The sequence below is a fragment of the Saccharospirillum alexandrii genome, assembly GCF_043641555.1.
GTDB classification, from domain to species: Bacteria; Pseudomonadota; Gammaproteobacteria; order Pseudomonadales; family Natronospirillaceae; genus Saccharospirillum; species Saccharospirillum alexandrii_A.
The window spans coordinates 168,474-187,999 of sequence record NZ_JBHZRJ010000002.1 but is presented as its reverse complement, the minus strand read 5'-3'; the positions used below and the strand labels follow the sequence as shown (position 1 = coordinate 187,999).

Genomic DNA, 19,526 nt, shown 5'->3' with positions numbered 1-19,526 from the left:
AAGAAACCGGGAGCAATCTCCCGGTAACTTTCTATAATCAACGCTTTTTGCGATTGACCTTGTGAATTGCCATATTATCTACAGCCAATGCTGCTTCGTGCACCGCTTCCGAGTTAGTCGGGTGAGCGAAGCAGGTCAGCTGCAAGTCTTCAGCGCTGGAGGCAAACTCCATCGCAATCACGCCCTGAGCGATCATTTCTGACGCGCCCGACGCGAAAATATGCATGCCCAGAATACGGTCGGTCTTTGCATCGGCGATGATCTTGACCTGGCCGTCGGTGGCATTTTGCGCCATGGCACGACCAATGGCCGCCATGGAGAAAGAACCCACTTTATAGTCGGCGCCATCTGATTTCAGTTGCTCTTCGGTCTTGCCGACCCAGGCAATTTCAGGGTGGGTATAGATGACATTCGGAATGGTGTCGTAGTTCATCTGGGCGTTATGGCCGGCGATGATTTCTGCCACCATGATGCCCTCTTCCGAGCCTTTGTGAGCCAGCATCGGGCCGCGAACCACGTCGCCGATGGCGTAAACACCCGGTACGGTGGAACGGCACTGGTCATCAACCTGAACAAAACCACGCTCGTCGAGAGAAACGCCACAGCCCTTGTCGAGGCAGCCTTCGGTGTAAGGCCGACGGCCTACCGCAACGATCAGTTTGTCGAAGGTTTCTTTTTTCTCGCCTTCGCTGTCTTCAAAGGTTACTTCAACCTTGTTCTTCTTCACCTCAGAACCGGTAACGCGCGCGCCAAGGCGAACATCAAGGCCGGCTTTCTTGGTGAAAAACTTGAAGGCGTCTTTGGCAATGGCCTGATCGGCAGCCGGCAGGAAGGTATCCATGGCTTCCAGAACAACCACCTCGGAGCCCAGGCGTTTCCAGACCGAGCCCAGCTCCAGGCCAATAACACCGGCGCCAATAACACCCAAGCGCTTAGGCACTGACGAAAACTCCAGAGCACCTTCAGAATCGACAATGGTCTCGCCGTTGGTTGGCGTTGGTGGAATCTCGATCGGGATGGAGCCCGTCGCAAGAATGACGTTCTTGCCTTCCAGCGTTTCTGTTTTTCCATCATGCAAGGTCACTTCCACAACCTTGTTGGCCTTGAGCATCCCCTTGCCTTCGAAGGCAGTAACGCCGTTGCCTTTTAACAAGCCAGCAACACCGCCGGTCAGTTTGCCAACGATGTCTTCCTTGCGCTTGACCATGGCCTTGACGTCGACCTTGAGGTCTTTCAGGCCAATACCATGAAGTTCAAAATCGTGCTGCGCTTCGTGAAACTTCTCAGACGATTCGAGCAAGGCCTTCGACGGAATGCAACCGACGTTCAGGCAGGTGCCACCGTAAGACGGTTTTTCATCTTTGGTCAGCCACTTTTCGACGATGGCTGTTTTCAGACCCAGTTGCGCAGCCTTGATGGCCGCGACATATCCGCCCGGTCCTGAACCGATAACCACTACATCAAATTGTTGTGCCATATTCTCTGACCCTTCTATTAACTGTTAGCGATGGCAGCAGCATCACTGCTGCCCTTTCGAATCCTGTTCCTTTACGCGCCTGTTCGTTGACCGAAGGCTGGCATTACAGCTCGAGCAGAATACGCGCCGGATCTTCCAGCATGTCTTTAATGGCAACCAGATACTGTACCGCTTCTTTGCCATCGATCAGTCGGTGGTCATAGGACAACGCCAGGTACATCATCGGCAGAACCTTCACTTCACCATTCACCGCCATAGGACGTTCCTGAATCTTGTGCATACCCAAAATGGCCGTTTGTGGCGGATTCAGAATTGGCGTCGACAACAGGGAACCAAAAACACCCCCGTTGGTAATGGTAAAGGTACCACCCTGCATGTCTTCCAGGCCGAGCTTGCCAGACTGTGCACGCGAACCAAAATCGCGAATGGTGCTCTCGATGGTCGCCAGACTCATCTGCTCGGTGTCGCGCAAAACCGGTACAACCAGACCACGGTCACTGGAGACGGCCACACCGATATCGTAGTAGCCGTGATACACAATGTCGTCGCCATCGATAGAGGCATTGACGTCCGGGAAGCGACGCAGTGCTTCGGTTGCCGCCTTAACGAAGAAGGACATGAAACCAAGACGCGTACCATTGTGGGCGTTCTGGAACTCTTCTTTGTACTTGGCGCGCAGATCCATGATGGGCTTCATGTTGACTTCGTTGAACGTCGTCAGCATGGCGGTGCTGTTTTTCGCTTCCAGCAACCGCTCAGCCACCCGCTTGCGCAACCGGGTCATCGGAACACGCTTTTCAGAACGCTCGCCCGGCTGAGTTGCAACACCCGCAGAGGACGTGCTCTGACTTTGCGGCATCATGCCAGGCATGCTGTTCGATGGTGCTTCAGCCGGGCTCGACTTGGCGTTGCTTTCAACGGCATTAACCACATCTTCTTTGGTGATGCGTCCACCTTTGCCCGTGCCGGTGATGTCCTGGGCACTGAGATTATGATCGTCGGCCAAACGGCGTGCGGCCGGGCTCATGGCCGCGTCCGCATCGCCCTGTCCGGCGCTTGAAGACGACGACGCCTCTTCTTTTTTCGAGTCATCTTTCTTGGCGGTGTCTTTTTCTTTCGAGTCGGCATCACCGCCGCCAGCGCCCGCTTCGAAATAGCCAATCACTTCCTGGCTTTCAACGGTGTCGCCTTCGTTTTTGGTGATTTCCTTAATCGCGCCGTCAGCCGGTGCAACAACTTCCAGTACGACTTTGTCAGTCTCAATGTCGACGATCAGCTCATCACGCGAAACAGCCTCACCCGGCTGTTTGTGCCAGGTAGCAACGGTGCCGTCAGCGACGGACTCTGGAAACTGGGGAGCTTTAATTTCTGTAGCCATGTAGTGGGTCCTTAGTCGGTTAGCCGTCGATCATTGATCAAGCAAAATTGCTTCATTAAGGAATTTTTCAAGCTGTTCAAGGTGCAATGCCATATAACCGGCTGCCGGTGACGCCGAAGCTTCACGTCCGGCATAGCTCAGATACAGTTTCGGGTTGACCCGGTGCAACGCCTTGCGCATGTGGTGCTGGCTGGAATACCAGGCGCCCTGGTTCATGGGTTCCTCCTGACTCCAGATCACCTCTTTGAGCTTGGGGTAGGCCAGCAGGATTTCGTACAACCGGTCTTCCGGGAAGGGGTACAACTGCTCGATCCGGATAATGGCAACGTGGTCGGCTGATTCCTTGGCGCGCTTCTCGGTCAGGTCGTAGTAGACTTTGCCGGAGCACAGCACGACCCGGGTCACTTTCTTCGGATCAATGCTGCTGTCGGCTTCTGGCAGTACCGTCTGGAAGCTGCCATTGGCCAGCTCTTCCAGGCTGGACACGGCGTCTTTGTGACGCAACAGGCTCTTCGGCGACATTACCACCAGCGGCTTGCGCAGGTTCCGTCTTGCCTGACGACGCAGCATGTGGAATACCTGAGCCGGTGTGGTCGGCATGCATACCTGAATGTTCTGCTCGGCGCACATTTGCAGGAAGCGCTCGAGGCGAGCGGATGAATGCTCGGGCCCCTGCCCTTCATAGCCATGTGGCAACAGCATCACCAGACCACAGAGACGCCCCCATTTGTGTTCACCGGAGGTAATGAACTGGTCAATCACCACCTGGGCACCATTGGCGAAGTCACCAAACTGGGCTTCCCAGATCACCAGGGAGTTGGGCGTTGTGGTTGAATACCCGTATTCGAAGGCCACCACCGCTTCTTCAGACAGAAACGAATCGAACACTTCAAAGCTTGGCTGATCATCCGACAAGTGGGCCAACGGCGTGTAGGTACTGCCGTCTTTCTGGTTGTGCAAGACCGCATGGCGGTGAACGAATGTACCGCGGCCGGAATCCTGCCCGGTCATCCGTACCGGATGGCCGTCCTTTATCAGAGTCGCGTAGGCGAGCATTTCAGCCATGCCCCAGTTAATGGGCAAGGCACCCTTGGCCATCTTGGCCCGGTCTTCCAGGATCTTGTTGACCTGACGCTGCAGCGGAAAGCCTTCTGGCAGGGTGTTCATCTGGTTAGCCAGATCCTGCAGGTCTTTCAACGGGTAGCTGGAGTCGTAATCATCGACTACCGGCTGGTTCAGGTAGGGTGACCAGTCGACAAACAGCGTCTTGTTCGGCTCTTTGACCAGTGACTTGACCACGTGCTCGCCGTTGTCGAGCAGATCCCGGTATTCATCGGCCATTGCCTTGGCGTCTGCTTCGGTAATGACTTCCTGTTCGATCAGGGATTCGATGTACAGCGCCAGCGACGTTTTGCGGCTGCGAATTGCCTGGTACATCATCGGCTGGGTCATCGCCGGCTCGTCGGCCTCGTTGTGGCCGCGGCGACGGTAACAGACCAGGTCGATCACGACGTCTTTCTTGAACTGCTGACGGTAATCGACGGCCACCTGGGTCGCAAACACCACCGCTTCTGGGTCATCGCCGTTGACGTGCAGGATCGGCGCCTGAACCATCTTGGCGATGTCGGTGCAGTACTCGGTCGAACGCGCATCCTCGCGCTTCGACGTGGTGAACCCGACCTGGTTGTTGATGATGATATGAACGGTCCCACCGGTATTGAACGCCCGGGTCTGGGACATCTGGAAGGTTTCCATCACCACACCCTGGCCAGCAAAGGCGGCGTCACCGTGAATATTGACCGGCACCACCTGATCTCTGGTGTTGTCCTTGCGGCGATCCTGACGGGCACGAACCGAGCCTTCTACCACCGGAGACACAATCTCCAGGTGAGACGGGTTAAAGGCCAGTGCCAGATGCACTTCCCCACCCTCGGTCATCACGTTCGACGAAAAGCCCTGGTGGTACTTAACATCACCGGACCCCTGATCGAGGAACGATTTGCCTTCAAATTCCTGGAACAGTTCAGACGGGTTCTTGCCCAGAATATTGACCAGCATGTTCAAACGGCCGCGGTGGGCCATGCCGATCACAATTTCCTTGGCACCGTAGCTGCCGCTGCGCTGAATCAGTTCATCCATCAGCGGGACCAGTGTTTCGCCGCCTTCAAGCCCGAACCGCTTGGTACCGGGGTACTTGGAGCCGAGGAATTTTTCCAGCCCTTCCGAGGCCGTCAGCCGCTCAAGAATGTGCTTGCGCGCTTGCGGCGAGTAATCCGGCTTGGAGCGAACCGACTCGATGCGCTGTTCTATCCAGCGACGCTCTGCGGTGTCGACAATATGGGTGAATTCGGTGCCAATGGATGAGCAGTAGGTCTGTTCCAACGCATTGACGATGTCTTTCAGCGGTGCCTCTGACTTGCCAATATAGAGGTTGCCACACTGAAAAATCGTGTCTTCATCGGCCGCAGAAAGCCCGTGATATTGCAATTCCAGGTCCGGAACGTCGCCGCGAATGGCAATGCCGAGCGGATCAAGCTTGGCTTTCTGATGTCCACGGAACCGATAGGCCGTTGCAAGCTGATGCACCTGCACCTGCTTGCGCTCGTGCTCAGTGACGATGCTGGGAGCGAGTGTACTAGCCGCGACGTTGCGGGATTTGCCGAGAAGCAGGAAATGATCGCGAACCGGCGCATGAGGCGTGTCGGTCGTGACTTTATCGTTAATGTTGGGGAGTTTGTCGAACACCGCGCGCCATTGCTCGGTGACGGAATTGGGGTCAGCCAGATAGGCTTCGAACATTTCATCAAGGTAGGCTTGGTTACCGCCCGATAGATGGGATGTAGACCAAAGTTCCTCCATGGTGCCGTTTTGCATTGCTTGAACCCTGTTTGTTCAATACCGCGGAGAATAATGATGCCAGAAGACATCGGCTCAATTTTCATCACTCAAATGCGCCCGGCCGACCCGAAAAACAACCAGCTGATCGCAAAACGCCCCGGTATCTGTCGATACCGGGGTTCAACCGCAGAGTGAAGCGGCTGCTACTTAGCCATCACTTAACGTAATCGCCTATAAACAGTGATCAGGTCGCGTTGGCCAACAGCATAGACCGGATATGACCGATCGCACGCGTTGGGTTCAACCCTTTGGGGCACACACTGACACAATTCATGATACCACGGCAACGGAAGACACTGAACGGATCGTCCAGTTCCGCCAGACGATCCGCGGTAGCGGTGTCGCGGCTGTCTGCCAGAAAGCGGTAGGCTTGCAGCAAACCCGCCGGGCCGACAAATTTGTCCGGGTTCCACCAGAACGACGGACAAGAGGTTGAACAGCAGGCGCACAGAATGCACTCGTAGAGGCCGTCGAGCTTTTCCCGGTCTTCCGGGCTTTGCAACCGCTCAATGGCGGGCGCCGGCTGATCGTTGATCAGGAAAGGCTTGATTTTCTCGTACTGCTTGTAGAAAACACTCATGTCGACCACCAGGTCACGAATGACCGGCAGACCCGGCAACGGGCGCACGACCAGTTTGTCGCGACCGCCCTTCACTTCGGACAGGGGCGTAATGCAGCCCAGGCCATTCTTGCCATTGATGTTCAAACCGTCTGAGCCGCAGACACCTTCACGGCAGGAGCGACGATAAGATACAGAAGGGTCCTGTTCTTTAACCAGATTCAGAACATCGAGAACCATCAGATCCTTGTCTGCAGGGACATTAATGTCGTAATCCTGCATGTAGGGCTTCTTGTCGGTTTCCGGATTGTAGCGATACAGGCTGACTTTCATACAACGCTCCTAGTAAGTCCGGATTTTGGGCTGGAAGGTATCAACGGTTTTCGGTGTGAAGTTCACCGCCCGCTTGCTGATCACTTTCTCGCCTGGCTTGAAGATGGAATGGCACAGCCAGTTTTCGTCGTCGCGCTCCTGATAATCTTCGCGGGCATGGGCACCGCGGCTCTCAGTCCGCTGTTCGGCCGACACCGCAGTTGCCTCGGCGACTTCCAGCAGGTTAGCCAGCTCGAGTGCTTCTATGCGTGCGGTGTTGAAAGCACGGCTCTTGTCGTCTAGGCCAATGTTGGCCACGCGCTCGCGAATCTCGGCCAGCTTGGCCAGGCCTTCGCCCATGCTCTTACCTTCGCGGAACACGCCGAAGTGCAGCTGCATGCAGTTCTGCAGGTCTTTTTTGACGTCCGCCACTTTTTCGGTGCCCTTGCCATTCTCCAGTGCATCCAGTCGCGCCATGGCACGCTCGATATCCGCCTGAGTGGCAGCACTGGTTTCAAAGCCTTCACGCAGGGTTTTCTCGATCTGCATACCCGCAGAACGACCGAAGACCACCAGATCCAGCAGCGAGTTGCCGCCCAGACGGTTGGCCCCGTGAACCGATACACAAGCGGCTTCGCCACAGGCGTAGAGTCCGTCGATGACGTGGTCTTTGCCATCGGCATCCACGGTCAGAGCCTGGCCGCCGATGTTGGTCGGAATACCGCCCATCATATAGTGGCAGGTTGGAACCACTGGGATGGGTTCCTTGGCCGGGTCAACGTGAGCAAAGGTTTTGGACAGCTCGACGATGCCAGGCAGGCGGCTTTGGAGCAGCTCTTCGCCCAGGTGGTCGAGCTTCAGGAAGACGTGATCCCCTTCCGGGCCGCCCCCGCGTCCTTCCAGCAATTCCAGAATCATTGACCGCGCAACAACGTCACGACCGGCCAGGTCTTTGGCGTTCGGCGCATAGCGTTCCATAAACCGCTCGCCGTCTTTGTTGATCAGGTAGCCACCCTCACCCCGGCACCCTTCGGTTACCAGAGTACCGGCGCCGTAAATACCGGTTGGGTGGAACTGCCACATTTCCATGTCCTGCACCGGGAAGCCCGCGCGCAATGCCATGCCAATGCCGTCGCCGGTATTGATCAGTGCGTTGGTGGTGGAGGCATAGATGCGCCCTGCACCACCGGTCGCCAGAACCGTGGCCTTGGACTGAATATGCACGGTTTCACCCGTTTCGATATCAATCGCCACTACACCGACAACGGCGTTGCTGTCGTTGGTGACCAGGTCGACGGCATACCATTCGTTCAAAAAGCTGGTGCCGGCTTTCAGGTTACCCTGGTAAAGCGTGTGCAACAGCGCATGACCGGTACGGTCAGCCGCAGCACAGGTACGGGACGCCTGGCCACCTTCGCCAAAGTTCTTGGACTGCCCACCAAAGGGGCGCTGGTAAATACGGCCATTTTCAAAGCGTGAGAACGGCAGCCCCATATGATCGAGCTCGAACACAGCCTGGGGGCCCACTGAACACATGTATTCAATCGCGTCCTGGTCGCCGATGTAATCGGAACCTTTGACGGTGTCATACATATGCCAGCGCCAGTCATCATCCGGATCGGCACTGGCGATAGCGCAGGTAATGCCACCCTGGGCCGATACCGTGTGAGAACGGGTTGGGAAAACTTTAGAAATTACCGCCGTGTTCAAACCGGATTCGGCCAGCTGCAACGCTGCCCGCAGGCCCGAACCACCGCCACCAACCACGATGGCGTCATATGTCATTGTCTTGATGTTAGCCATGCTTTATACACCCCATACAGCGGTAACACCGGTAACCAGGTAAACAAAAGCGGTTACAGCGATCACACATAAAAAGAAGAAGCGAACCCAGGTGTTTTTCAGGTAATCGGTCGCGACGGTCCACATGCCGATCCAGATATGGCCGACCAGGGCCAGCAAAGTGGCCAGAGTGAACAGTTTGACCCAGAACAGGGAGAAGAGATGTTCCCATTCGTCATAACCCAGGTCCGGGTTGGCGAAGAAGACGCCGAGAATGAAGAGTGTATAGAGTGCCAGCAGAACCGCTGAGACACGTTGCACCAGCCAGTCAGAAAGGCCACTGCGGGTTAGATTCGTCACACTTTTTACCATACCCATATCCCCATCAACACGATCACAACGACAGTCAGGACCAGGGTAATTTTAGCCGCCAGCGGCCCCCCTTCCTTCGTTTCAGCGAAACCGGCGTCCATGATCAGGTGCTTGATGCCGGCAAAGAGGTGGTAGATGACCAGAGACAAAATGCCCCAGGTAATCAGCTTGGCGAGGGGGTGGGTCATGACGGCAACGGTCTGGTCAAACCCCTGACGGGACTCGAGGCTCAGACTTAAAGCCCAGACTAGAAAGCCCACGGCGACAAACAGCATGACGCCGGTGATTCGGTGCAGAATCGACGCTATGGCGGTGATCGGCATTTGGATCGTCGCCAGATCGAGGTTTTTCGGTCGGTGATCTTTCACGGCAGTACACTCTTCTTATGGTGCGGACCCCTGAACCGGGGTGTTTGGAGTTGTTGGACAATTAAGCCCAACCCCGAAATGCGGCGGAATTATAGAGACCGTCGAACACAATTACAAATGAACACTCCCGTGATCAGCCCGCCTGATCCGGGATTCATTAGCGGTCGCTATTGTATCGATTGACAAAAGGTTTCCACTTCGACTTTAGGGGGAGACATCGTTTTTTGCGTTCAAGCCGTAAGACTGAAGTCAAATTGACAATCCCGACCAAGGCTCTATAGTTGGCCCCGATTTTAAACTCTGAGTCACAACTGTATCATCCGGCGTTGCCTTGAGGGCACTTAATTTGCTGGCAATGCACGCCGCACGGGGCCTGCCCTACAGGCCCAACACGAGTTCACCCCATCCTGCGCCGATACTCTGGCGCCCAACACTGCTTTGAAGAGGAGGCCTCATGACTGACAAGACAGCCAAGTTGGTCATCGAAGGACGCGACCCGATTGAATTGCCGATTTACTCCGGCACTCTGGGTCAGGATGTTGTAGACGTGCGGTCACTGACCGCTCACGGCCTGTTCACTTATGATCCGGGCTTTGTCTCAACCGCGTCCTGCGAATCTGAAATCACCTATATTGATGGTGATAAAGGTGTCTTACTGCACCGGGGCTACCCGATCGATCAGTTGGCCGAGAATGCCGACTATCTGGATGTCTGCTACCTGTTGCTGTACGGAGAACTGCCGGATAACACCCAGAAAGGCGAGTTCAAGAACATCATCATGCACCACACCATGGTGCACGAGCAGATGCATGTGTTCTTCCAGGGGTTCCGCCGTGACTCCCACCCCATGGCGATCATGGTTGGCGTGGTTGGCGCCCTGTCGGCCTTCTATCACGATTCGCTCGACATCAGTAACGATCACCATCGTGAAGTCGCTGCGCACCGTCTGATCTCCAAAATGCCGACGCTGGCGGCCATGACTTACAAGTACTCCATGGGTCAGCCATTCATGTACCCGCGGAACGATCTGTCCTATGGGGGCAACTTTCTGCACATGATGTTCAGCACACCGGCCGAGGAATATACCGTGAACCCCGTCCTGGCGCGGGCCATGGACAAGATTTTCACTCTCCATGCCGATCACGAGCAAAACGCCTCAACGTCAACGGTGCGGCTGGCCGGCTCATCCGGTGCCAACCCGTTCGCCTGCATTGCGGCCGGCATAGCAGCGCTCTGGGGCCCGGCACACGGCGGCGCCAACGAGGCGGTGCTGAACATGCTCGAAGAGATTGGTGATGAAGCCAACATCGAAGAGTACATCAAGCGCGCCAAAGACAAGGACGATCCGTTCCGTCTGATGGGCTTTGGCCATCGGGTCTACAAGAACTACGACCCCCGCGCCAAGGTGATGAAAGCCACGTGCGATGAAGTGCTGGGCGAGTTGGGCATCAACAACGATCCGTTGCTGAAAATCGCCATGCGTCTGGAAAAAATTGCGCTGGAAGACCCCTACTTCGTCGAGAAGAAGCTCTACCCCAACGTCGATTTCTATTCAGGCATCATCTTTAAGGCGCTCGGCATCCCGAACGACATGTTCACGGTTTTGTTCGCAGTTGGCCGCACGCCGGGCTGGATTGCCCACTGGAAAGAGATGATCAGTGGCAGCTACCGCATTGGACGGCCCCGTCAGCTCTACAAGGGCCACACCCAGCGGGACTTTCCCAAAAGCTGAGCGTTCCTTCACTGGAACGCAGCGATAAAAAAACCGGCAACTGCCGGTTTTCTTTTGGTTCAAGGGTGTCAGTTACTCAGGCCTTGGCCGCTTTACCAGCTTTCTCTTCAACCACCCAACGCTTACCCTGATAATACGCCTTCCAGCCAGACGCCTTGCCATCCTCATTTTCAGTCATTACATATTGCTCTTTCGTCTTGCGACTGAAACGAATGACCGTGGGCCGACCTTCGTCGTCTTTCTTGGGTGCCTTGGTCAGGTACAGGTACTTTTCCGGCAACTCATCGGCGTGGGCTACCAGTTCCTTCACCAGTGGCGGCCTGGTTTCCCGGTTTTTCGGGAACTGACTGGCCGCCAGAAACAAACCGGCAGCGCCATCACGCAACACGTATGTGTCTTCCACCTTCAGGCACTTCAGCTCCGGCATCGGAATCGGATCCATCTTCGGTGGTGCCGCTTCCCCGTTGCGCAGCAGCTTGCGGGTATTCTTGCACTCGTCATTGGTGCAACCGAAGTATTTGCCGAAACGGCCGCTCTTGAGCTGCATTTCAGAACCGCATTTGTCGCACTCGAGCGTCGGGCCATCGTAGCCTTTGATCTTGTACTGGCCTTTCTCGACCTTGAAGCCGGTACAATCCGGGTTGTTGCCGCAGATATGCAGTTTCCGGCCTTCATCGATCAGGTAGCTGTCCATCGCCGTGCCGCATTTGTCGCAGCGCTCTTTGTGGCGCAACGCCTGGGCTTCTGCCTCATCGTCGTCTTCCAGGTCGAGCACTTCCTCGCCGGGAATCAGGTTCAGGGTGCCCTTGCAACGCTCCTTGGGTGGCAGACTGTAGCCGGAGCAGCCGAGAAACACGCCGGTGGTGCCGGTACGAATCATCATCGGGCGCCCGCACTTCGGGCACTCGATGTCAGTTGGTGTCGGCTCGTTGGAGCGCATGCCGTCTTCGTCGGATTCCGCCTGGTCCAACTGGCGGGTAAAGTCGTCGTAGAAGCTGTCGAGCACCTGCTTCCAGGTGCGCTCACCGGTAGCAATGTCATCCAGATACTCTTCCAGACGCGCGGTGAACTGATACTGCATCAGATCCTTGAACGATTCGGTCAGCCGGTCGGTCACAATATCGCCAATTTTTTCAGCGAAAAAGCGGCGACTGACCAGCCGTACGTAGCCGCGATCCTGAATCGTCGAAATAATGGAGGCATAGGTCGATGGCCGGCCAATACCCTGTTTTTCCAGCTCTTTGACCAGCGAGGCTTCCGTAAAGCGTGCTGGCGGCTTGGTGAAGTGCTGGCGTGGCTCCAAAGCCACCAGCGCCAGCTCGTCACTCACTTTCAGATCTGGCAGTTCGATGGCGTCATCGCCCTTGGTGACCTGAGTCATGACCCGGGTGTAGCCGTCGAATACCAGCACCCGGCCCTTTGCCTTGAGCTCATAATCGCCGGTAGCGACCGTCAGCACCGTGCTCTTGTACTTGGCCGGTACCATCTGACAGGCCACGAAACGCTGCCAGATCAATTCATAGAGCCGCTGAGCGTCGCGCTCCATGTCGGAGAGATCGGCGCTCTTGCGGGCCACATAGGACGGCCGAATCGCTTCGTGCGCCTCCTGGGCCCCTTCCCGGCTGCCATAGGTGACCGGTTTCTCGGGCAGATACTGTTTGCCGTACTGGTCGGCGATGTAATCACGCGCCGAGGCAACGGCTTCCTGGCTCAGGTTGGTCGAGTCAGTACGCATGTAAGTGATGTGACCGGCCTCATAGAGCCTCTGGGCCATGGTCATGGTTTTCTTGACGGTGTAGCCGAGGCGCGTGCTGGCCGCCTGTTGCAGGGTCGAGGTAATAAATGGGGGCGCCGCCTTGGATGAAGTCGGCTTGTCTTCACGGTCGGTGATGCGCAATGCCGCATCGCGCAGTCGCTCAACATGCTCATCGCTCTGGCTTTTGTTGACCGGCCGGTACTTGTCGCCGAGATAACGGGCAACTTCAAAACGGACTTCAGCGTCGTTCTTGGCGCGCGTCTGTACGTGCAAGTCCCAGAACTCTTCCGGGTTGAACGCTCGAATCTCGCGCTCGCGCTCGACAATCAGCCGCACCGCTACCGACTGTACCCGGCCCGCACTCAGACCCCTGGCTACCTTGGCCCACAGCAGAGGAGACACCATAAAGCCCACGACCCGGTCGAGGAATCGACGTGCCTGCTGTGCATTGACCCGGTTAAGGTCGAGCTCACCCGGGCGGTCGAAGGCCTCGTTGATGGCTTTCTTGGTGATTTCGTTAAACACCACCCGACGGTACTTTTCAGGGGCGAGACCGATGCTTTCCTGCAAATGCCAGGCGATCGCCTCCCCCTCGCGGTCCAAATCCGTCGCGAGGTAGACGGTATCGGCTGTCTTGGCCAGGCGACGCAATTCGTCGACCACTTTCTCTTTGCCAGGCAGCACCTGATACTGGGCTGTCCAGCCGTTATCGGGGTCGATGCCCATACGGGCGATCAATTGCTCCTTGGCCTTTTGCTTTTTATGGATCGCTTTCTTCTCGGGCGATAATTTGCGTGTTTCAGCTGCCTGGCGCGCACGCGCCTTGGCGTCCACCGGTTTGGCCTGGCCACTGGTGGGCAGATCACGGATGTGACCTACCGAGGACTTGACGATGAAGTCATTTCCCAGATATTTGTTGATCGTTTTGGCTTTTGCGGGTGATTCGACAATGACCAGAGATTTACCCATGCGCTATAATTCCGCCTGTTGCTTCCTTTTATATACTTAGCTTACGAACCCCGGGGAACGCAAGCGGCGCAGACGTATAAACTGTTTGACCCCTTAAGGTCAAGTCGCCGCTGCGCAGCGAGGAACCGGTACGTGCAGGGTTTGCAGTGCAAACCCCGGCGACCATTCAGCGCCGTACTATGCACGAACCCGGGCAAAGCGTACAGGCTGGATAGCCTAGTTACCCGTGGTTGTTCGATCACGGAACCCCATTCAGGAGCCTACCAGAGTGTCGTTATTTGCCATTTTATTCATGATTTCGATGGTTGGACTGATCATCGGCGGCCTTTACATGAGCCGGGTTGCAACGCTGAAAGAACAGGAAGCTCAGGCGGTTAAAGCCCGCCTTCGCCAGCTTCGATCCCAGCAAACGCAGTATGAGGAATTGTTCTCCACCCTGATGGTCTACGACCGTGACCCCGACCTGCTGCACCTTATCCAGCAAAACCTGGCGGAAGAAGCCGAAAGCCTGCTGGCCATCGACCCCACCAATCAGGACTCCCAGCGGGATGTGGCCTATTACCAATCGCTGGCTGACGACATCAGTAGTCTGGGCGAGAAGGCCCACCAGCCAGAAATTCCGTCCAGTGACCGGCAAATCAATCTGATGAAACGACACTTCGGCCGGGCCATGAAGTGGGTTAGAACCCTCAATGCGCGGGGACTTATCTCCGAGGTCGAAAGCCATGAACACCTTGCCCGCCTCACCCGCAACAGCCTGATGCTTGAGGTGGAAGCCTACAAACGCCAGGGCCTTGAAGCCCGTGACCAGCACGACCTTTCAGCGGCCTCGTCGTTCTACAAACATGCGAAAGACCTGCTGATCCACAGTGACATTCACTTAAACGACAAACCGCAGCAAATTAAGAAAATCTCCCAGTTAATTTCCGGACTCTACGATTCAACAATGGGCGAGGACACTTCAGCCGCCAGTGACAGCCAGTCAGCTTCGTCCAGAGACTGAACCCGCTCAAAACGGGGTATGTCTTCGCCGTCAATCCGTACCAACTCGGTAAACATGGCCAGCGGCCGCACCCAGAGGCTGTAGTCTCCATACAGGCACTGGTATACCACCAGCTGCTCATTGGTTTCGCTGTGCCGGCTTACGCCAATAACGCGGTAGCGGTTTCCCTTGTAGTGCCGGTAAATGCCTGCGGTTAGGGGTTTCATGAGGCGCTCCTGTGAGAAGGGTTAGGCAAATCAAGCAACCAGACCTCGCACGCAAACCGTCCTGCCTTGCGAATCGGCCACTTCCTTTCTATATTTCCAGTGCAATGCACCCTGGCACAGTTTCCAAGCCAGGCCCGGATTTTCGCCAGTGGTCCATGCGTGACGTTCTGTTACTCAGGAACGACGCCATCAAGTTCAGGGCGAGGCCCAGAACTTTACTGTATGAACCGCCGGAATAGCACCGCTATTTCAAGGTTTGACATCAAAGCTCCGGGCTTGCTGGCAAAGTGAACAGTGACCGAACTTTCCGCATGGACCACTAGCCGCCACCTGCCACTGCGAAGTCACATACTGTGAATTCAGACCGGCCAGAGCAGATCGACCGGTTTACCCCATTCCCATCACCTCTGCGGAGTCTCATGACTAACAGACCCTGGCAAGACAATCGGCTTCACTGGCTGGTAATCCCCACTGTTACTGCCCTGGTGGGTCTGGCGTGTTTTGCCTTGTTGTTCGCCGTCGCCGCTAATGTGCTCAGAGGCAATGCGCCGAATGACGATGTGCTGCCCAGCTTTGATTTGAAGCTGTCGAACCAAAAAGACCACATCAGGCTGGAAGGTTACATTGATTTTGGCGTCACTCAAGCACTCAGCACCTTGCTTGAACAGGAAGACACGGTCGTGCATTTGCGCTTGCAAAGTCGCGGTGGTCTGGTCGCAGAGGCTCGTGGGCTGGTCCGGCTGGTCAATGAATTCGGCCTGACCACCTCTGCCTACGGCGATTGCGCCTCTGCCTGCACCCTGGTCTTTATCGCCGGCCAAACACGCTATCTTGAACCGGATGCTCGCCTTGGCTTCCATCGGTATGCTCAAAAATCTCCGGTAATGGAGTTTCTGATGAAGCAGGACCCGGAAGAAGAGCAGCAAAGAGACTTAAACCTGTTTCGCCGGGCGAACGTGGATGAAGCCTTCTTAGCCCAGATCATGGCAACGCCGCACCAGCAAATGTGGTATCCGTCCGCCGGTGAACTGGTCAGGTCCGGTGTTGTCGATGTGCTGGGTGTACCCGGCGACGAGCCAGGCTACTGATCTGAATAGCTTTCAGCCATAAAAAAGCCGGCCCGGTGACTTCCAGGCCGGCTTTCTAACCAGCGATTTTCTTGTTCAAACGTGTGTTAACCAGCCTGAATCAGGCGGCATTGGGATCAAACACGTTCAATAACGGTACTGATGCCCTGCCCCAGACCGATGCACATGGTCGACAGACCAAACTGACCATCGTTCTGTTCCATAACGTTCAACAGCGTGCCGGTAATGCGTGCGCCGGAGCAGCCGAAAGGGTGACCCAGGGCGATGGCGCCGCCGTGCAGGTTAACCTTGTCGTCCATTTTCTCCAGTAATTTCAAGTCTTTCAATACTGGCAACGCCTGTGCGGCAAAGGCTTCGTTGAGCTCGACGTAGTCGATATCCTCAATGGTCATGCCCAGTTTCTTGAGCACCTTCTTGGTCGCCGGCACCGGGCCATACCCCATGATCGACGGATCAACGCCCGCCAGACTCATGCCACGCACCACAGCGCGAGGCTTCAGACCCAACGCCTTGGCTTTGCGGTATGACATGACCACCATAGCCGATGCACCGTCGGTGATCTGGCTTGAGGTACCGGCAGTTACGGTACCTGCTTTCGGATCAAAGGCCGGGCGCAACGACGCCAGTCCTTCCAGCGTCGTCTCGGGGCGAATGGTTTCGTCGTGCTTCATCAGGTAGGGGTTGCCGTTGGCATCGTGCGCGGTACGGGCAATGATCTCATTGTCGAAGTTGCCGGCCTGAGTGGCTTCATGGGCTTTTACGTGCGAACGCAGACCAAACTGATCTTGCTGTTCACGACCGATGCCATGCATCTTGGACAACAGCTCGGCTGTCAGGCCCATCATGCCTGAAGCTTTTGCGGCCTTTTGCGACAGCATGGGGTTCGGGTCGACACCGTGCATCATGTCGACGTGCCCCATGTGCTCAACACCCCCGATGACATAAATGTCACCGTTGTCCGACTGAATGTTCGCCGTTGCGATGTGCAGCGCCGACATCGATGAACCGCACAAACGACTGACGGTTTGCGCCGGTACCGTGTGTGGAATATCCGTCAGCAATTGCATCATGCGGGCGACGTTCCAGCCCTGCTCTTTAGTCTGGTTTACGCATCCCCAGATGATGTCGTCAATATCGGCCGGGTTCAGGGCTTCATTGCGAGCCAGCAAGCCGTTTACCAGATCGGCGCTCAGGTTTTCAGCACGGGTAAAACGGTGGCTGCCACCCTTGCTACGACCCATAGGGGTGCGTGCAAAGTCGACGATTACTGCGTCATTGTCTCGAATAGTCATGGTTGCTGTTCTCCCGTCTTAACCGTAAAAGGTCTGGCCGTTTTTAGCCATATCGCGCAGTTTGTCGGTTGGCTCGTAGAGCTTGCCCAGATCCTTATAGCGATCACATAGCTCAACAAAGGCTGCGACGCCGATGTCATCGATGTACTGCAAGGCTCCACCGCGGAACGGCGGGAAACCGATGCCATATACCAGACCCATGTCGGCTTCGGCAGCGGTATTGACGATGCCATCTTCCAGGCAACGCACCGTTTCCAGGCACATCGGAATCATCAGGCGGTTAATGATGTCATCTTCTGAAAGTTCGCTTTCGGACGTGCGCACACTGGCGACCAGTTCGTGTGCTTTTTCGTCGGATACTTTCTTCGGCTTGCCTTTCTTATCGGTCTCATAACGGTAGAAACCAACGCCGTTCTTCTGACCAAAGCGCTCTTCGGCGTACATAACATCCATCGCCGATTTGAAATCCTGCTTCATGCGCTCGGGGAACCCATCGGCCATAACGGCCTGGGCATGAACGCCGGTGTCGATACCGACCACGTCCATCAGATACGCCGGGCCCATCGGCCAGCCAAATTTTTCCATGACTTTGTCGACGTTTTCAAAGTTGGCGCCGTCGCGCAGCATCATGGCAAAGCCACCGAAGTACGGGAACAGAATGCGGTTTACCAGAAAGCCCGGGCAGTCGTTAACAACAATAGGCGTCTTACCCATCTTCTGTGCATAAGCGACAACGGTTGCAATGGTTTCATCGCTGGTCTTTTCACCGCGAATCACTTCAACCAGTGGCATACGATGCACCGGATTAAAGAAGTGCATGCCACAGAACTGCTCCGGTTTTTTAAGTGCCGTGGCCAGCTCAGTAATGGAGATGGTCGAGGTGTTCGAAGCCAGAATGGCGTCGTCGCGCAATTGGCCTTCGGCTTCGGCAAGAACGGCTTTCTTCACCTTGACGTTCTCGACTACCGCTTCGACAACGACGTCAACATCGCCAAAATCACCGTACGACAAGGTTGGACGAATGCGGTTCAGGGTGTCTGCCATGCCACGCACGTCCAGCTTCTTGCGCTCGACCTGCTTGGTGAGCAGTTTGGCGGCTTCATCGAGGCCCAGTTGCAAACCCGACTCGGCGATGTCTTTCATCATAATCGGGGTGCCTTTACTGGCACTCTGATAGGCGATACCACCGCCCATAATGCCCGCGCCCAGCACGCCCGCCTTGCTGACGTCTTTCGACTGTTTGATGTGATCTTTGGCGATCTTCTTGATCTTCTGATCGTTCAGAAACAAACCAATCAGATTCTTGGCGACCGGTGTTTTGGCCATTTTGGCAAAGCCTTTCGCTTCAATGGCGATGGCCTTGTCGCGGTCAAAATTGGCGTGCTTCTGAATGGTTTTTACCGCTTCAACCGGCGCCGGATAATGACGACCGGCCTTGCCGGCAATAAAGCCCTTGGCGGTTTCAAACACCATCATGCTTTCGATGTTGTTCAGTTGCAGCTTGCCTTGTTTGGCCTGACGGCGATTCTGGTAATCCACCTCACCGGACATCAGCCGTTCGAGCAGTGCCAGGGCCGTATCGTGCAGGGCTTCAGGCTCGCTGACGACATCCACAGCGCCATCCGACAAGGCGGCATCGGGACGTTTTTCACTGCCAGAGGCGATCCACTCGATGGCGTTATCGGCGCCAATGACGCGCGACAACCGCACTGTGCCGCCAAAGCCCGGGTAGATACCGAGTTTGACTTCGGGAAGGCCCACTTTCGCCTTGGTCGACATAACCCGGTAGTCGGCCGCCAGACACATTTCAAAACCACCGCCCAGCGCCATACCGTTGATGGCCACAACGGTGGGCATCGCCAGGTCTTCAAAGGCGCTGAAAATGTCGTTGGCAGCCAGAATGTCGCTGATGATGCCTTCTTCGTCTTTATCGAACCACTCCAGAAATTCAGTAATGTCCGCACCGACGATAAAGCTGTCTTTTGCACTGCTGACCAACACCCCTTTGGCATCGCTGGCGGCAATGGCTTTGGTTGCCTCTGCCAGCTCTCTCAGCGTTGCCTGGTCGAACTTGTTGACCGACTCGCCCTGCAAATCGAAGATGAGTTCGGCGGCGCCGTTCTGCAATGCCTCGACGGTTATGCCTTTACCCTGATAAATCATGGAAGCTCTCCGTTTATTGTCTCGAATAGGGCCAAACACCCACCCGTATCGCGGTCTACCCTGTTTGAATACCGGGTCTGATTGCCTGAATCAAACACAAGTTTCAAACGACTGTTTGATTATGGCTCATACGATAGACACTGGCGACAGGATGTCAACCGGCAACGCCGG

The 19,526-nt window shown here is 55.9% G+C and carries 14 protein-coding genes; 3 read left to right on the top strand and 11 right to left on the bottom strand.

Going from position 1 to position 19,526, the window contains the following annotated elements:
* Positions 1-37 precede the first annotated feature (37 nt).
* The 7 genes from lpdA to sdhC all read right to left on the bottom strand — a co-directional run bounded on the left by lpdA (position 38) and on the right by sdhC (position 9,146).
* A complete protein-coding gene (gene lpdA, locus ACHUE7_RS06680) occupies positions 38-1,477 on the bottom strand; it encodes a dihydrolipoyl dehydrogenase (RefSeq protein ID WP_394169295.1) in 1,440 nt (479 codons plus the stop codon).
* 103 nt (positions 1,478-1,580) lie between these two features.
* Positions 1,581-2,855, bottom strand: a complete 1,275-nt coding sequence (gene odhB, locus ACHUE7_RS06675; RefSeq protein WP_394169294.1) for a 2-oxoglutarate dehydrogenase complex dihydrolipoyllysine-residue succinyltransferase — start codon at positions 2,853-2,855, stop codon at positions 1,581-1,583.
* A 30-nt stretch (positions 2,856-2,885) separates the two neighbouring features.
* Positions 2,886-5,729, bottom strand: a complete 2,844-nt coding sequence (locus ACHUE7_RS06670; RefSeq protein ID WP_394169293.1) for a 2-oxoglutarate dehydrogenase E1 component — start codon at positions 5,727-5,729, stop codon at positions 2,886-2,888.
* Between the two features lie 208 nt (positions 5,730-5,937).
* Positions 5,938-6,645 carry a succinate dehydrogenase iron-sulfur subunit gene (locus ACHUE7_RS06665; RefSeq protein WP_127555427.1) on the bottom strand — a complete coding sequence of 236 codons (708 nt, stop codon included), beginning with the start codon at positions 6,643-6,645 and terminating at the stop codon, positions 5,938-5,940.
* 9 nt (positions 6,646-6,654) lie between these two features.
* Positions 6,655-8,427 (bottom strand): succinate dehydrogenase flavoprotein subunit, encoded by a 1,773-nt coding sequence (gene sdhA, locus ACHUE7_RS06660; RefSeq protein WP_394169292.1) that lies wholly within the window; start codon positions 8,425-8,427, stop codon positions 6,655-6,657.
* Positions 8,428-8,430: 3 nt separating this feature from the next.
* Entirely contained in the window at positions 8,431-8,766 is a 336-nt protein-coding gene (gene sdhD / locus ACHUE7_RS06655) for a succinate dehydrogenase, hydrophobic membrane anchor protein (protein ID WP_342662965.1), read from the bottom strand.
* A gap of 5 nt (positions 8,767-8,771) precedes the next feature.
* Positions 8,772-9,146: a succinate dehydrogenase, cytochrome b556 subunit gene (sdhC, locus tag ACHUE7_RS06650; RefSeq protein ID WP_348475214.1), complete on the bottom strand. Its 375-nt coding sequence runs from the start codon at positions 9,144-9,146 to the stop codon at positions 8,772-8,774.
* Positions 9,147-9,600: 454 nt separating this feature from the next.
* Between sdhC and gltA the strand changes: the two genes are divergently transcribed.
* Entirely contained in the window at positions 9,601-10,878 is a 1,278-nt protein-coding gene (gene gltA, locus ACHUE7_RS06645) for a citrate synthase (protein ID WP_394169291.1), read from the top strand.
* A gap of 76 nt (positions 10,879-10,954) precedes the next feature.
* On the opposite strand, the gene topA is transcribed toward gltA, so the two are convergent.
* Positions 10,955-13,603 (bottom strand): type I DNA topoisomerase, encoded by a 2,649-nt coding sequence (gene topA / locus ACHUE7_RS06640; RefSeq protein WP_394169290.1) that lies wholly within the window; start codon positions 13,601-13,603, stop codon positions 10,955-10,957.
* Positions 13,604-13,871: 268 nt separating this feature from the next.
* Between topA and ACHUE7_RS06635 the strand changes: the two genes are divergently transcribed.
* On the top strand, positions 13,872-14,606 hold the full coding sequence (locus ACHUE7_RS06635) for a hypothetical protein (protein ID WP_394169289.1): 735 nt from the start codon (positions 13,872-13,874) through the stop codon (positions 14,604-14,606).
* Here the strand turns inward: ACHUE7_RS06635 and ACHUE7_RS06630 are convergent.
* The gene (locus ACHUE7_RS06630; protein WP_348475209.1) at positions 14,537-14,812 is read right to left on the bottom strand and encodes a DUF1653 domain-containing protein; all 276 of its coding nucleotides are present in this window, start codon (positions 14,810-14,812) and stop codon (positions 14,537-14,539) included. The two genes, ACHUE7_RS06635 and ACHUE7_RS06630, sit on opposite strands and share 70 nt — an antisense overlap.
* A 419-nt stretch (positions 14,813-15,231) precedes the next feature.
* Between ACHUE7_RS06630 and ACHUE7_RS06625 the strand changes: the two genes are divergently transcribed.
* Positions 15,232-15,900, top strand: coding sequence for a COG3904 family protein (locus ACHUE7_RS06625; RefSeq protein ID WP_394169288.1), 669 nt, complete (start codon positions 15,232-15,234; stop codon positions 15,898-15,900).
* Between the two features lie 116 nt (positions 15,901-16,016).
* Here the strand turns inward: ACHUE7_RS06625 and fadA are convergent, their stop codons facing one another.
* Complete coding sequence (fadA, locus tag ACHUE7_RS06620) at positions 16,017-17,192, bottom strand: acetyl-CoA C-acyltransferase FadA (protein ID WP_127555435.1); 1,176 nt, start codon at positions 17,190-17,192, stop codon at positions 16,017-16,019.
* Positions 17,193-17,210: 18 nt separating this feature from the next.
* Positions 17,211-19,355, bottom strand: a complete 2,145-nt coding sequence (gene fadB / locus ACHUE7_RS06615) for a fatty acid oxidation complex subunit alpha FadB (RefSeq protein WP_394169287.1) — start codon at positions 19,353-19,355, stop codon at positions 17,211-17,213.
* Positions 19,356-19,526: the final 171 nt, after the last annotated feature.